Origin of the sequence: Janibacter sp. HTCC2649, assembly GCF_000152705.1 — a bacterium.
Lineage (GTDB): Bacteria > Actinomycetota > Actinomycetes > Actinomycetales > Dermatophilaceae > Knoellia.
Window position 1 is genome coordinate 4,059,895 of sequence record NZ_CH672413.1, and the last position, 13,715, is coordinate 4,073,609.

The window sequence follows — 13,715 nt, forward strand, 5'->3', positions numbered from 1 at the left end:
CTTGCCTGATCAGGCCACGAGGACAGAGTGGCCCGTACCTGCGGAGGTGCGGGCCACTCTGCGCGACTCAGGGGCGCAGGCGGGCGTGCAGGTCCTCGGGCAGGAGTCGCGCCGACGAGATGAGCCGTCCCGCGACGACGGTCGTTGTCGTCTGGGCCGCCATGATCCCGAGCAGGACGAGCACCTGCGCGGACGCCGCCTGTGCCGGCGAGCCACCACCGAGCAGCACCCCGATGAAGGCGCCCGGCAACGTCACGACGCCCGCCGTCCTCACCTGGTCCAGGCCCGGGATGAGCGCCTCGGGCAGCCGCCGGTGGACAATCTCGTCGATGGACTGGGCCCGGGTCATGCCGATCGAGAGCGCCGCGTCGTACTGCCCCGTCTCCTCGCGCAGCGCCGCGAACGAGCGCCGTCCCACGAGGGTGTGCCCGTTCATCGTGTTGCCGAGGATGATCCCGACGACGGGAATGAGGGCGATGCCCTCGAGCGGCACCGTGCGGGTCAGCAGGATGATCGCGACGACCGGAAGGAGGCCGGCGAGCATCGCCACCGTCGTCCACGGCCACGCAGACACCGCCTCCACCCGGCGAGTGGTCGTGAACACCGCCACGGCAAACATCGCGCACAGCAACAGCACCGACAGCAGCAGGTTCTGCGCCACCGCCGTGATGACGAGCGCAGCCACACCGAGCTGGACCACCGCACGCCCGGCCGCAACGAGGGTGGAAGCGGGCTGCGGAAGCTGCCCCACGGCATACATGACGAGCGTCAGCACGAGAAGGGTGACGCACGCCAGGGCGACCGGCCACCCGGGATCGATGCTCATGTCGCAAAGGTAGCCGCGGCTGCGGCGCGCGGTTGTCGGCGCGCCTTGGCATGCTGGAGTCATGTCAGGGGAGTGGTGGCCGGCGATCCTCGCCTTCGTCGGCGCAGCGGTCGGCTCGGGTGCGAGCTTCTATGCCGCGCGACGCGACACGCAGGCGCAGTCCGCAGCTGCTGCCGATGACCTCGTCCAGCGCGAGCGAGCGAGCGCCCGCGAGGAGTGGGGGCGTCGCTTCACCGCGGCGCTCGCGGACATCACCGCCGACGACTCGTTCCGGCGGCGCGAGCTCGGCCGCATCGTCCTCGTCGAGCTGGCATCCAGCGGCCTCGCCGCCCCCGAGGAGCGCGAGCTCGCCGAGTCCGTGCTCACGGCGGACGCGCGCCTCGACCCCGACGGTGACGAGGTGGACCTCGGCCGTCGCGGAATGCTCGTGGACGATGTCCTCGTTGTGGAGGATGATGGTGATGAAGCACCCGAGAGGAGTCGCGCATGAGTCAGCGCATCGTCAAGGTCACCCGTGACCAGATCGAGTCCGCCAAGGCACTCATCCGACTGCGCGGCGGCGAGGACAAGGTCGACCCCGACATCGTCCTCATCGCGAACGCTCGTCGACGGCCGCGGCCGACCAACACCGAACCGCTGACCCCGTAGGGATCGCGCCGCACACGCTCGATTTCTCGGTATGCCGTGTGCTCTGGCAAACTTGCTCCTTGCGTCCGTCGATCACAGCCCCTGCCACAGGGGGAGTGTCTGACTCTCGACATGTGAGTCACGAAGCACGAGGCACGACGCCGCACCACCATTCATCGCAGTACCAGCACATGTGGGTGTCCTGTGGCACCGCACGAGAAAGCGAAACCAGCCATGCAGCTTTTCGACGAGATCGACAAGGCGTCCAAGCGCGACGACATCCCGGCCTTCCGCGCCGGCGACACCGTCAACGTCCACGTCAAGGTCATTGAAGGCACGCGCTCGCGCGTCCAGGTCTTCAAGGGCATCGTCATCCGTCGCCACGGTGGCGGCCTGGGCGAGACCTTCACGGTCCGCAAGGTCTCCTTCGGCGTCGGTGTCGAGCGCACCTTCCCGCTCCACACGCCGGTCATCGACCACATCGAGCTGGTCACCCGCGGTGACGTCCGTCGCGCGAAGCTCTACTACCTCCGCGACCTGCGCGGCAAGGCTGCCAAGATCAAGGAGAAGCGCGAGACCCCGGTCAGCTGAACCGCGGCACGACGCTTTCAGGCGCGGCGGATAGCATCGACTCGATGACTTCCGCGGCCACCCCAGACACCGACCCGGTTCCCGCCACCACGGCGGGGGCCGGGTCGAGTCATGCCCACCGGGTGCCGGTCCTGCTGGCTGCCGGTGTCCTCGCCGTCATGCTCGTGCGGGCCTTTCTCCTGCAGCCGTATGCCGTGTCGAGCGACTCGATGTCGCCCACCCTCGATGCGGGTCAGCGAGTTCTTGTCGCCAAGGTCGGCTCACCGTCGGTCGGTGACGTCGTCGTCGCGGACGTCACCCAGGCGTGGCCCGGGCCGGACCGCTCGACCCACGTCGATGACGGTCTGCTCGGTCGGGCGCTCGGTTCGGCGTCAGGTGCCCTCGGCATCGACCTCGGCGAGCGCTCCGTTCTCGGCCGTGTCGTCGCCACGGGCGGTGACGACGTTGTCTGCTGCACCGAGGGACGCGTCACCGTGGACGGTCGTCCGGTCGGCCCACGGCTCGCCGACAACGCCGCTCCGTTCAAGATCGCGGTCCCGCAGGGTCGATACTTCCTTCTCAGTGACACGGCATCCGATGCCATGGACTCGCGCACGCACGTCGGTGCCGGTTCCGACTCCACGGACGGAACGATCGCCGCGGACGCCATCATCGGTACCGTCGTCACGCGCATCTGGCCGCTGAGCCAGCTGGGCGCCCCATCCACACCGACCACCACACAGCCCTGAGAGCGCGGACACCAGTGATGACGAGCAACGAGGCCCGGTTCGAGTCGGGCCAGTTCGAACCTGACGCGCCTCAGGAGACCCCGAACGAACCGGCGGTGCAGCAGGGCGATCCCGGTCGTGACGGGCCAAACCGCGCCCGTTCAGCAGCAGGAGCTGCCGGTGCTGCGATCCGCGAGTTCGTCGTCGTCGTCGCCATGGCGCTGGCCTTGTCGTTCGTCGTCAAGACCTGGCTCATCCAGGCGTTCTACATCCCCTCCGGGTCGATGGAGGACACGCTGATCCTCAACGACCGCGTCGTGGTCAACAAGCTGGTCCCGGGCGTCGTCGACCTGCAGCGCGGCGACATCGTCGTCTTCGAGGACCCGGGCGAGTGGCTGTCGTCGATCCCGGACGTGAGCCACGGTCCGGTGCGTGACGGCGTCGAGCGCGTGCTGTCCTTCGTGGGACTGCTGCCCAACACCTCCGACAACCACCTCATCAAGCGGGTCATCGGCCTGCCCGGCGACAAGATCGTCTGTTGCGACGCGCAGGGCCACCTCACGGTCAACGGCGTCCCGATCACCGAGCCCTACATCAAGCCCGGCGACGTCCCGAGCTCGATCACCTTCAGCATCACCGTCCCTGCGGGCAAGGTGTGGGTCATGGGCGATCACCGCAGCGACTCCGAGGATTCCCGCTTCCACGACCCCGACGGCACCGGCGCGCAGGGCTCCGTGCCCATCGACCACATCACTGGTCGTGCCGTCGCCATCGTCTGGCCCTTCGAGCGGGGCGGCTGGCTGGGCCGGCCCGAGACGACCTTCGCGAAGGTGCCCGCACCAACCGCGGACTCGAAGCAGCCCGCGCCGTCCACCAGTCCCTGACCCTGCACTGCGCGTCACTGAACCGCCGAGCCCCGAAAGAGACCGCACCACCTGCCATGCCCCCCGCAAGCCGTTCCCGCAAACCGAGTCTGCGCGTCGAGCGCGCCCTCCAGCGCGACGGCTACCGCCTGCTCGCAGGGATGGACGAGGTGGGCCGCGGGGCGCTCGCCGGGCCGGTGTCGGTCGGCGTCGTCGTCATCGACGAGACCTGCCGCTCGGCACCACAGGGAGTGCGCGACTCGAAGCTGCTCCAGCCGAGCGCACGAGAGCTCATGGTGCCGCGGATCCGACGCTGGGCGTTCGCCCATGCCGTGGGCCACGCGTCGCCGGCCGAGATCGACGAGGTGGGGATCATCGCCGCACTGCGGCTCGCGGGGCGTCGTGCCCTGGCGTCGCTCGACGTCGTGCCCGACCTCGTCATCCTCGACGGCAACCACGACTGGCTCACCGCCCCGGACGAGGTGGGGCTGCTCGCCTTCACCTCTGACGACGTCCACACTCCGCCGGTCACGACGATGATCAAGGCCGACATGAAGTGCTCCTCGGTGGCGTCCGCCAGCGTCCTCGCCAAGGTCGAGCGCGACCGGATGATGGTCGACCTCGCACCGGACCACGCGGCATACCGGTGGGAACTCAACAAGGGATACGCGGCGCCGGAACACATGGACGCCCTCCGCGAGCACGGGCCGACCGAGTTGCACCGACGCTCGTGGAGACTGCCGGGGACGATGGACGATGATGGAGTCTTCGCCGAGCCGGAACCCGTCGCGGTGAGCGCACCACCCCTGGTGTCGGCGACCGCCGGCCCACACGAAGACGGAGCTGGGACGCATGAGCGCTGAGGACCTCGAGAAGTACGAGAGCGAGATGGAGCTGTCGCTCTATCGCGAGTACCGCGACGTCGTCGGCCTCTTCTCCCACGTCGTCGAGACCGAGCGACGCTTCTACCTGTGCAACTCCGTCGACGTGAAGGTCCGTAGCGACGGCGGCGAGGTCTTCTTCGACGTGACCATGCAGGACGCCTGGGTCTGGGACATCTACCGGCCCGCGCGCTTCGCCAAGCAGGTGCGCGTCGTGACGTTCAAGGACGTCAACGTCGAGGAGCTCGCGAAGTCCGAGCTCGAGCTCCCCAAGGGCGATTTCTGAGCCGCTGAGCACGCTCGCTCATCCACAGGTGACCGATCCTCACCGCGTCGTCCACAGATCTCGCTGAGGCCGTGGCGCCGACCCTGCCGTCACACGGACGCTGCTCCGCATGGACGGACACGTGGACCTGGGCAAGTACGGCGAGGATCTCGCGGCGCGATATCTGCGAGAGCGCGGCATGCAGATCATCGAGCGCAACTGGCGATGTGCCGAGGGCGAGATCGATGTGGTGGCGCTCGACGGGGACTGTCTCGTCGTCTGTGAGGTCAAGACGCGGCGCGGCACCGGAGTGGGGGACCCGCTCGAGGCGGTGACGTGGGAGAAGGCGCGGCGGCTGCGGCGCCTTGCTGCGGCCTACCTGCGGTCGCGGCCCGGTGCCGTGCCAGAGGTGCGCATAGATGTCATCGGCATCCTCGCGGAGCGCGGCCGTCGACCCGTCGTGCGGCATGTCGTGGCGGTGGGTGCGTGAGCGCCAAGCTGGGCCGCACGCTCTGCGTGGCCCTCACCGGACTCAACGGTCGCCTCGTCGACGTCGAGGCGCACATCTCGTCGCAGCTCCCGAACTTCAGCGTCACCGGACTGCCCGACAAGGCGTGCGGGCAAGCACCCGACCGAGTACGTTCGGCGGCCGCCACGAGTGGCTTCCCGCTGCCGCCACAGCGCATCACGGTCAACCTGTCGCCAGCCTCCATCCCCAAGCAGGGCACCGGCTTTGACATTGCCATCGCCTTGGCGGTGCTGGCGGCAGCGGGGGTGGTGGAGGCGCGGCGCATCTCCCGCGTGGTCCACCTCGGAGAGCTCGGCCTCGATGGTCGGGTGCGCGGAGTGCGCGGGGTCCTGCCGGCAGTGCTCGCAGCGGTCCGGGCGGGCGTCACGCACGTTGTCGTCCCGCCCGAGAACGTCGCTGAGGCGCAGCTCGTCGACGGGGTCACCGTGCACTGCGCGCCCACCCTCGCGACGTTGGTGCATTGGTATGCCGTCCGCGGCGGTGTCGACCCGCTGCCGGTTGCCGGGCCGGTCGACGAGGAGCTCGAGGAGGCGCACCGTCACGGCGACCTCGCGGACGTGTTGGGACAGCCCGAGGCTCGGCTGGCGGTCGAGCTCGCCGCCGTCGGCGGCCACCATCTCTTGATGAACGGCCCTCCCGGGGTTGGCAAGACGATGCTCGCGGAGCGGCTCGTGACGATCCTGCCGCCGCTGTCGCGGGAGCAGGCGCTCCAGACCCACGCCATCCGCTCGCTCACCGGCGACGAGATCCGGGCCAGCGAGCTCGACCTCACGCCGCCGTTCGTCGCGCCGCACCACAGCGCGTCGATGGCCTCGATCACCGGTGGCGGTTCGGGCGTCGTGCTTCCGGGCGCGATCTCGCGGGCGCACTGCGGTGTGCTCTTCCTCGATGAGGCCGGCGAGTTCAAGACCTCGGTCCTGCAGCAGCTGCGGCAGCCGCTCGAGTCCGGTGAGGTGACGATCGCCCGGGCCAAGCAGCTCGTCCGCTATCCGGCGCGGTTCCAGCTCGTCCTGGCCACGAACCCCTGCCCGTGTGGGCGGGCGTGGGGCAAGGGGATCGACTGCGTGTGCAGTGCGGTGGAGCTGCGGTCCTACCAGGCCAAGCTCTCGGGGCCCCTCATCGACCGCGTCGACATCCAGGTCGTGGTGCCGCCGGTCTCCCGCGCCGCCTTCGGCGATGAGGAGGGCGAGACGAGCGCCGTTGTCCTCGAGCGGGTCCTCCAGGCCCGCGGTGCCCAGCAGGAACGGTGGGCTCGGCAGGGATGGGTGATCAATGCCCGAGTGCCCGGTCATGCTCTGCGTCGGCCACCGTGGCGACTGTCGGGGCACGCGACGGCGCCCATCGACCGGGCGCTCGACCTGGGGCAACTGACCCTGCGCGGCTACGACCGCACTGTGCGGCTGGCATGGTCCGCCGCTGACCTGGCCGGGCGCACCTCGCCCACGGCGGAGGATGTCGGTCTGGCGTTCACCCTGCGCAGCCAGGGGAGGGCGGCGGCATGAGCGTGTCCAGGATCCGGGAGGTTCGCGGTGGCAGTGCCGGTGACGGTGCCGGTGGCGTTCCAGGTGGTGCCGCGTTGGTCAGCGAGCGGTGGGCCCGCATGGCCTGGAGTCGCATCGTCGAACCCGAGACGGTCTCGGTGCGCGACTGGATCGCTGAGCACGGCGCGGTGGAGTCGATGCAGCGACTGCTCGCCGGATCGCTGGTGCGGGACGGCCGTTATGACCAGCGCATCGCAGCTCTGGACCTCGACCAGGCTCGACGAGCCCTCGACCGTCTGCAGGTCAGGGTCGTCATCCCCGGCGACGACGAGTGGCCCCTCGGGCTCGACGAGCTCAAGGTTCCCCCGCTCTGCATCTACGCCCGCGGGCTGTGTGAGCTGTCGATCACCGACGGCAGCGTGGCCATTGTGGGATCGAGGGCGGCAACGCACTACGGACTGAATGTCGCGGCCGACCTCGGTGAGGGCCTGGCCCAGCGGGGCGTGACTGTCGTGTCCGGAGCCGCGTTCGGCATTGACGCGGCCGCCCACCGGGGTGCGCTCGCTGGGGGTGGGCCGACGATCGCCGTCCTGGCCCGCGGCCTGGACCGTGCCTATCCGCAGGCCCATGAAGGCCTTCTGCGCGAGATCGCGGACATCGGCGTCGTGGTGAGCGAGCTCCCACTGGGCTGGGCGCCGTACAGGGCGCGGTTCATCGCGCGCAACCGGCTCATCGCCGCGATGAGCGTGGGGACGGTGGTCGTCGAGGCCGGGCTCCGCTCGGGGTCCCTCAACACGGCGAAGTACGCCCGATCCCTCGTCCGGCACGTTGCCGCCGTCCCGGGACCGGTGACCTCCGTGCAGTCCGCCGGGTGCCACAAACTCCTGCGAGAGACCGAGGCGACCCTCGTGACCGACGCTGCGGAGGTGCTGGACGTCATGGGCCGACTCAGCCTCGATGCCGTCGGTCTCGCGCGGGCCCCGGTGACGCCCGAGTCCGAGCTGGATCCCGTGGCGCTCGGAGTGTGGTCTGCGGTGCCGGTGCGGAACCCGGCCGACCTGGCCGAGCTGCAGCGGCTCACCGCTCTCGACCCGACAACCCTGCTCAGCGCCCTCGGAAGGCTCACCATGCTCGGGCTGGTCGTGCGGGTGGGGGAGCGATGGCGCAAGGTCCCGGCGGCACGCAGGTAGGCGGACCCGCCGCCGGGGTGGTTGATCGTTCAGCGTGGTGATGAGACCGTGCAGGGTGTGAGTGCCTCCCGGCCTGCCGTGATCGACGCCTTCGAGCGTCATCTGCGGCTGGAGCGGAGCAGATCGCCGCACACCGTCCGCGCCTATCTCGCGGACCTGCGGGACTTCCTCGCCCACGTGGACGGTGAGGGTGCCAACGAGGGCGGGACGCCACGGGCCCCACAGACCGCGCTGCAGGACATTCGGCTGGCCGACCTGAGGGCGTGGCTGGGTGTGCTGGCTGCGGCTGGCGCGGCCCGCTCGAGTGTGGCCCGGCGATCGGCTTCCCTGCGGACGTTCTTCGGTTGGGCGACTCGACAGGGCCACGTCGATGTCGATCCCTCGCTTCGTCTCGTGGCACCCAAGCGGCACCGCACCCTCCCGCCCGTTCTCGCCAAGGATGACGCTGCCGGGCTTCTCGACGTCGCGGCCGTGGCGGCTGATGACAACGACCCGGTGCACGTGCGCAACCGCGCGGTCCTCGAACTGCTCTACGCGACAGGGGTCCGTGTCGGCGAGCTGACCGGCCTCGACATCGACGACGTGGACTTCCACTCCAACGTCGTGCGCGTCATCGGCAAGGGGGACAAGGAGCGGCGCGTGCCCTTCGGCGGCCCGGCCAGAAGTGCCCTCGCGAAGTGGCTGGACGTGGGTCGACCACGACTCGTCGTGGACGGAAGTGGCCCAGGTCTCTTCCTTGGACAGCGGGGAAGGCGCATCGACCCCCGACAAGTGCGTACCCTCGTCCACGACATGTTGACCCACGTGCCTGATGCGCCAGACCTTGGCCCACACGGACTCCGCCACAGTGCAGCGACGCACCTCCTCGAGGGAGGCGCCGATCTGCGCATGGTCCAGGAGCTCCTCGGACACGCGTCCCTCGCCACGACCCAGATCTATACGCATGTATCCATCGAACGACTTGCTGCCTCCTACGCCCAGGCCCATCCACGTGCCTAACGACCTCGGACTCCCCGATTGGGTGAGTGAGCCCCGCTCGTCCCTCGCGGGGGAAGACACCGCTCCGCCCGCGCGCCGGGCCGACCGTCGGCGCACCGAACGTGACCAGCACCGCGGTCATGAGCGCGGTCCCCGTCACGAGGCTTCGCAGGAGCGCTGGCGCCGCGACCGGCGAGAGCACCATCGCGCGGAGTCCGCCCGCGACCGCAGTGAACGACGGCCGGACCCCGAGGTCGAGAGCGCCTCACCGGTCGTCATCGGTGACTCGGCCTGGCTCACCCGCTCCGAACGTCGACGTCGCCTGGAGCGTGAGAACGCCCGCCGGGCGTCTGCCGCCCGCCCCAGTGTCGCTGCGTTCGAGATGGTTCCTCCGACTCCCGAGAATGAGACCGAGGCTGAGACCAGGTCGCGTCGACGCGCGACCAGCCCCCGTCGACGGACGACCCGCGCCACGTTTGCGCGCCGCCGAGCCTTCGCCGCGCTGGCACTCACGACGACGCTCGTCGTCCTCCTGTGGTCGTTGTGGCCGAGTGCGACCTCGCCGGAGCGCCAGGCCGGGGACCTCACGGCAGCCGCCCTCAGTCAGAAGTCCGATCCGATGCCAGCGGCCGAGGAGCTGCCGCCCGCTCCGGTCACCACGCCCGACCGTGGCACGAAGCCCGCGCCCGAGTCAGGCACCGGCAAACTCGACACCGTGGCGCTGCCCACCATCGCTGCTCCGGAGGTCAACCCCATGCGCACCGTGCGGGTTGGGCTTCAGGTCGAGCGCGGCGCCGGGGTCAACGCAGCCGAGGCCGCGACGATCATCTCCACGACGCTCGGCGACGCACGCGGTTGGCAGACCCGGGACAAGGTCCGCTTCCGAGCCGTGTCGCCCGCCGCAGTGGCAGCAGGCAACGTCGACATCACGATCCTGCTGGCCAGCCCCGACCTCACCGACAAACTCTGCGCGCCCCTGCGAACCCAGGGCGAAGTGTCCTGCTTCAACATGCGCAAGGTCGTCCTCAACGTTCGGCGCTGGACCGAAGGAGTGCCGGGCTACAGCAAAGACCTCGCGGCCTACCGGCAGTACATGGTCAACCACGAGACCGGGCACGGGCTCTACCACGGCCACGTCGAGTGCCCCCGCAGGGGCGCCTTGGCCCCCGTCATGCTCCAGCAGAGCAAGGGCCTGGACGGGTGTCTTCAGAACCCGTGGCCGACCGTGGGCTGACCATTCAGGGGCAACAGGATCACCGGACCCCCGCCCAGCAGCGGTCGTGGGTCGAGATAGCCCGAACCCACGAGCGCGCCGAGGTGCAGGCACGATCCGCCGCAGTGCGATCGGCCCACGACTGAGCCGATGACCTGCCCCTCGGATACCCGTGCGCCCGTGTCGACGGTGCCCCGAACGGGTTCGTAGGTGCTGCGCAGCCCCGAGTCATGCGTGACGCTGATCGTGCCGCGGCCGGCGATGACGCCGACGTGCGTCACGACTCCGGCCTCGACCGCGTGGACCTCCTGCCCCTGGCGCGCGGCCACGTCGATCCCTCGGTGCCCAGGTCCGTAGGTCGACGCCGGGGCCACGTAGGGCGCCAGCACCGCCGGTCGAGGGGTCAGCGGCCACGACCAGGTCCTTCGGAGCGCCTCGGGAGTGATCGTTCCCGCCGCGGCCGTGCGGGCACCCGCCACCCACGTCGCTGCCTTCACTGCAGGGGGAGGACCCGGTGGTTCCGCTGGCCCGACACCTGCGCCGGGCACGAGACCGCCCGAGGCGGTGAGGGCAAGGAGCAGGCGGCGAAGGGCGGAGGACGTCGACATGACTCGACCCTGCGACCCCGGCCGGCGCCGCCGCCATGCCCCAACCCCGTTCTGTGGACAGGCGATGCGGGATCCGTCGCCTGTGGACAGTCAGGAGCGGAGAGCGGACAACCTCTGCGTGGCCTCGCGCAGCACATCATCGCGTTTGCAGAAGGCGAACCTCACGAGCGTGCGCGCAGCGTCGACGTCGTCGTGGAAGACCGACACCGGCACACCTGCCACCCCGGCGCGCACCGGCAGCTCCCGGCAGAACGTCAACGCATCGGTCGCGCCCAACGGCGCCGCGTCGGCGATGACGAAGTACGTCCCGCCCGGAACGGACACATCGAGGCCGATGCCACGAAGAGCCGAGACCAACAGGTCACGCTTGGCCTCCATGGAACGCGAGAGGCCGGCATACACCTCGTCTCCCAGACCCAGCCCGAGCGCAACCGCAGGTTGGAACGGGCCCGAACCCACGTAGGTCAAGAACTGCTTGACCGTCCGCACGGCAGCGATGGCCTCCGCCGGTCCGCTCACCCAGCCGACCTTCCAACCGGTGACCGAGAAGGTCTTGCCCGCCGACGAGATGGTCAGAGTCCTCTGCGCCATGCCCGGCAGGGTCGCGACCGGGACGTGCTCCAACCCGTCGAAGACGAGGTGCTCGTAGACCTCGTCGGTGACGACCCACGCGTCGTACTCCCGGGCCAACGAGCAGATCAGCTCCAGCTCGGCGCGGGTGAAGACCTTGCCCGTCGGGTTGTGCGGCGTGTTGAGCAGCACGAGCCGGGTCCTCGAGGAGAACGCCGCCCGCAGGGACTCCTCGTCGACGGCGAAGTCGGGGAAACGCAACACCGACGTCCGCCGCACCGCACCCGCCAAGGCGATGGAGGCGGCATACGAGTCATAGAACGGTTCGAAGGTGACGACCTCGTCGCCCGGTTCGCACAGCGCGAGGATGGTCGCGGCGATGGCCTCGGTGGCGCCGACGGTCACGAGCACCTGGGAGCGTGCGTCGAGCTCGAGACCGTAGAAACGCCTCTGGTGGGCGGCAATCGCGTCGAGCAGCTCGGGCACGCCGGGGCCTGGCGGGTACTGGTTGCGCCCGCTGTCGATGGCTGCCTTCGCCGCGTCGAGGATCTCCTGCGGCCCATCGGTGTCGGGGAAACCCTGGCCGAGGTTGAGGGCGCCGTGCTCGTTGGCCAGCCCTGTCATCTCCGCGAAGATCGTCGACCCGAAGCCCTGCATCCGTTGCACGAGAGGGGAACCCATGTTCGCAGGCTACGCGTCAGTGCCCGGGCCTAGGCTCGACGACATGTCCGACGGTTCCGAGCTCCTCGATGCGATTCGGCTCGGCCTGCGTTCGGGCGCCAACGTCGAGCGTGCGGTGGGGCAGCAGCGCTACATGAAGAGCGAGATGCCGTTCCTCGGACTCACCTCGCCACAACGCCACGCCCTGCTGCGGCCACTCCTCGCCGATCCCGCGTTGCGGATCGAGACCCGCTCGGGCTGGGAGCGCTCGATCCGTGAGCTCTGGGACGGGGCCGAATACCGCGAGGACCGGTATGCCGCCCTCGCCCTGATCCGACACCGCACCTACCGCTCGTGGCGGGACCCGGACGTCATGCCGCTCGTGCGACACCTCATCGTGACGGGCGCCTGGTGGGACTACGTCGACGAGGTCGGCAACGTCGTCGGTGACGCACTGTTGCTCGATCCCGAGGGGGAGGGGCTGCGGATGCGCGCCTGGGCGGAGGACGAGGACGTGTGGCTGCGTCGCTCGGCGATCATCAGCCAGCTGCGGCACGGTGACGACACGGACGCACGACTCCTGTCGGACGTCATCGAGCCCAACCTCGACGACCGCGAGTTCTTCGTCCGCAAGGCGATCGGGTGGGCGCTGCGGCAGTACGCGCGCACCGACCCGGCGTGGGTGCTGGCCTTCGTCGAGGCACACGGGCAGCGGCTCTCGGGGCTCAGCCGACGCGAGGCACTCAAGCACCTCTGAGTGCGGTGCGGGCGATCCCGACGAGTTCGCGGGCAGGGCCAGCGGGTGGGTTGCGGCCGCCGACCCACACGGCACGGAAGACCCGATCGAGGCCGAGCCCAGGCGTCGGCACGACGGCGAGGTGACCCGAGGCGAGCTCGCGGGCCATGGCTCGGCGACTGAGGAATGCCGGCGAACCACCGGCGAGGACGGCCTCACGCACGGCCGTCGCGGTCGTGTGCTCCACCACGGAGTCGGCCATGGTCAGGCCGTGCGCAGCGAGGGCGTGCTCGATGACGTCACGCGTGCCCGAGCCGCGCTCGCGACTGGTGAGCGGGAGCAGCGAGATGTCGGTCGGGGTGAGTGGCGTTCGCCTGCGCGAGAGTGGTGAGCCGGCCGCGGTGACCAGGACGAGCTCGTCGCGAGCGAGGTCGAGGTGGCGCAGACCCGTGGGTGGCTCGACCCCCTCGACGAAGCCGAGATGAGCAGCCCCGGACCGGACGGCCTCGATGACGTGACCGCTGTTGTCGGCAGTGAGGCTCACCGTGGTGGCTGGTTCGGCTGCCGCGAGCTGCCGCTCCCGCAGGAGGACGAGCCAGCGGGGGAGGAGGTTCTCGGCGATCGTCATGCTGGACCAGACCGTGAGGTCCCGTCCGCGATCGCCGCGCAGGCCGTCGATCGCCCCGTCGATCTCATCGGTGAGATCGAGCAGGCGGGCGGCCCACTGGGCGACGACTTCGCCCGCCGGAGTGAGGCGAGAGCCGCGCGAGCCTCGGTGCACCAGGGTCAGCCCCATCTGGGCCTCGATCCCACGCAGTCGCTCGGATGCTGCCTGCTGACTGATGGCGGCGCCACGGGCCGCGCCGGCGATGCTGCCGTGGCGGGCGATGCCCACGATCAGGCGCAGGCCGGTGACGTCAGGGACTCGAGAAGGCACAAGCAACACCGTACTCCGCATACAACATCTCCTTGTGGATAAACAAGGGTAAG

At 69.9% G+C, this 13,715-nt stretch carries 17 protein-coding genes; 13 read left to right on the plus strand and 4 right to left on the minus strand.

The window, feature by feature from the left end; genetic code table 11:
• Positions 1-67: 67 nt before the first annotated feature.
• On the minus strand, positions 68-826 hold the full coding sequence (locus JNB_RS19365) for an ABC transporter permease (RefSeq protein WP_009778233.1): 759 nt from the start codon (positions 824-826) through the stop codon (positions 68-70).
• A 61-nt stretch (positions 827-887) separates the two neighbouring features.
• Between JNB_RS19365 and JNB_RS19370 the strand changes: the two genes are divergently transcribed.
• The 12 genes from JNB_RS19370 to JNB_RS20755 all read left to right on the plus strand — a co-directional run bounded on the left by JNB_RS19370 (position 888) and on the right by JNB_RS20755 (position 10,172).
• Complete coding sequence (locus JNB_RS19370; RefSeq protein ID WP_009778234.1) at positions 888-1,316, plus strand: hypothetical protein; 429 nt, start codon at positions 888-890, stop codon at positions 1,314-1,316.
• Complete coding sequence (locus JNB_RS21620; protein ID WP_009778235.1) at positions 1,313-1,474, plus strand: hypothetical protein; 162 nt, start codon at positions 1,313-1,315, stop codon at positions 1,472-1,474. Before JNB_RS19370 ends, JNB_RS21620 begins: the two co-directional genes overlap by 4 nt.
• Positions 1,475-1,687: 213 nt before the next feature.
• A complete protein-coding gene (rplS, locus tag JNB_RS19375; protein WP_009778236.1) occupies positions 1,688-2,044 on the plus strand; it encodes a 50S ribosomal protein L19 in 357 nt (118 codons plus the stop codon).
• A gap of 44 nt (positions 2,045-2,088) precedes the next feature.
• Positions 2,089-2,772 (plus strand): signal peptidase I, encoded by a 684-nt coding sequence (gene lepB, locus JNB_RS19380; RefSeq protein ID WP_050766653.1) that lies wholly within the window; start codon positions 2,089-2,091, stop codon positions 2,770-2,772.
• A 17-nt stretch (positions 2,773-2,789) separates the two neighbouring features.
• Complete coding sequence (gene lepB / locus JNB_RS19385) at positions 2,790-3,635, plus strand: signal peptidase I (protein ID WP_009778238.1); 846 nt, start codon at positions 2,790-2,792, stop codon at positions 3,633-3,635.
• A gap of 56 nt (positions 3,636-3,691) precedes the next feature.
• Positions 3,692-4,477, plus strand: a complete 786-nt coding sequence (locus JNB_RS19390; protein WP_009778239.1) for a ribonuclease HII — start codon at positions 3,692-3,694, stop codon at positions 4,475-4,477.
• Positions 4,467-4,781, plus strand: coding sequence for a DUF2469 domain-containing protein (locus tag JNB_RS19395; protein WP_009778240.1), 315 nt, complete (start codon positions 4,467-4,469; stop codon positions 4,779-4,781). The genes JNB_RS19390 and JNB_RS19395 overlap by 11 nt, the downstream gene beginning before the upstream one ends.
• A 109-nt stretch (positions 4,782-4,890) precedes the next feature.
• Positions 4,891-5,250 carry a YraN family protein gene (locus JNB_RS19400; RefSeq protein ID WP_009778241.1) on the plus strand — a complete coding sequence of 120 codons (360 nt, stop codon included), beginning with the start codon at positions 4,891-4,893 and terminating at the stop codon, positions 5,248-5,250.
• Positions 5,247-6,791 carry a YifB family Mg chelatase-like AAA ATPase gene (locus tag JNB_RS19405; protein WP_009778242.1) on the plus strand — a complete coding sequence of 515 codons (1,545 nt, stop codon included), beginning with the start codon at positions 5,247-5,249 and terminating at the stop codon, positions 6,789-6,791. The genes JNB_RS19400 and JNB_RS19405 overlap by 4 nt, the downstream gene beginning before the upstream one ends.
• Positions 6,788-7,960 carry a DNA-processing protein DprA gene (gene dprA, locus JNB_RS19410; RefSeq protein WP_009778243.1) on the plus strand — a complete coding sequence of 391 codons (1,173 nt, stop codon included), beginning with the start codon at positions 6,788-6,790 and terminating at the stop codon, positions 7,958-7,960. The genes JNB_RS19405 and dprA overlap by 4 nt, the downstream gene beginning before the upstream one ends.
• A 57-nt stretch (positions 7,961-8,017) precedes the next feature.
• The gene (locus tag JNB_RS19415; RefSeq protein ID WP_040885288.1) at positions 8,018-8,959 is read left to right on the plus strand and encodes a tyrosine recombinase XerC; all 942 of its coding nucleotides are present in this window, start codon (positions 8,018-8,020) and stop codon (positions 8,957-8,959) included.
• Positions 8,952-10,172 carry a DUF3152 domain-containing protein gene (locus tag JNB_RS20755; protein ID WP_158306157.1) on the plus strand — a complete coding sequence of 407 codons (1,221 nt, stop codon included), beginning with the start codon at positions 8,952-8,954 and terminating at the stop codon, positions 10,170-10,172. The genes JNB_RS19415 and JNB_RS20755 overlap by 8 nt, the downstream gene beginning before the upstream one ends.
• Here the strand turns inward: JNB_RS20755 and JNB_RS19425 are convergent.
• Together JNB_RS19425 and JNB_RS19430 are read right to left on the minus strand one after the other, a co-directional pair.
• On the minus strand, positions 10,145-10,759 hold the full coding sequence (locus JNB_RS19425; protein WP_009778246.1) for a M23 family metallopeptidase: 615 nt from the start codon (positions 10,757-10,759) through the stop codon (positions 10,145-10,147). The two genes, JNB_RS20755 and JNB_RS19425, sit on opposite strands and share 28 nt — an antisense overlap.
• A 90-nt stretch (positions 10,760-10,849) precedes the next feature.
• A complete protein-coding gene (locus JNB_RS19430) occupies positions 10,850-12,010 on the minus strand; it encodes a pyridoxal phosphate-dependent aminotransferase (RefSeq protein ID WP_040883997.1) in 1,161 nt (386 codons plus the stop codon).
• Positions 12,011-12,053: 43 nt separating this feature from the next.
• On the opposite strand from JNB_RS19430, the gene JNB_RS19435 reads away from it, so the two are divergent.
• Positions 12,054-12,746 carry a DNA alkylation repair protein gene (locus JNB_RS19435; RefSeq protein WP_009778248.1) on the plus strand — a complete coding sequence of 231 codons (693 nt, stop codon included), beginning with the start codon at positions 12,054-12,056 and terminating at the stop codon, positions 12,744-12,746.
• On the opposite strand, the gene JNB_RS19440 is transcribed toward JNB_RS19435, so the two are convergent.
• Positions 12,733-13,662 (minus strand): LysR family transcriptional regulator, encoded by a 930-nt coding sequence (locus tag JNB_RS19440; protein ID WP_009778249.1) that lies wholly within the window; start codon positions 13,660-13,662, stop codon positions 12,733-12,735. The two genes, JNB_RS19435 and JNB_RS19440, sit on opposite strands and share 14 nt — an antisense overlap.
• Positions 13,663-13,715 lie beyond the last annotated feature (53 nt).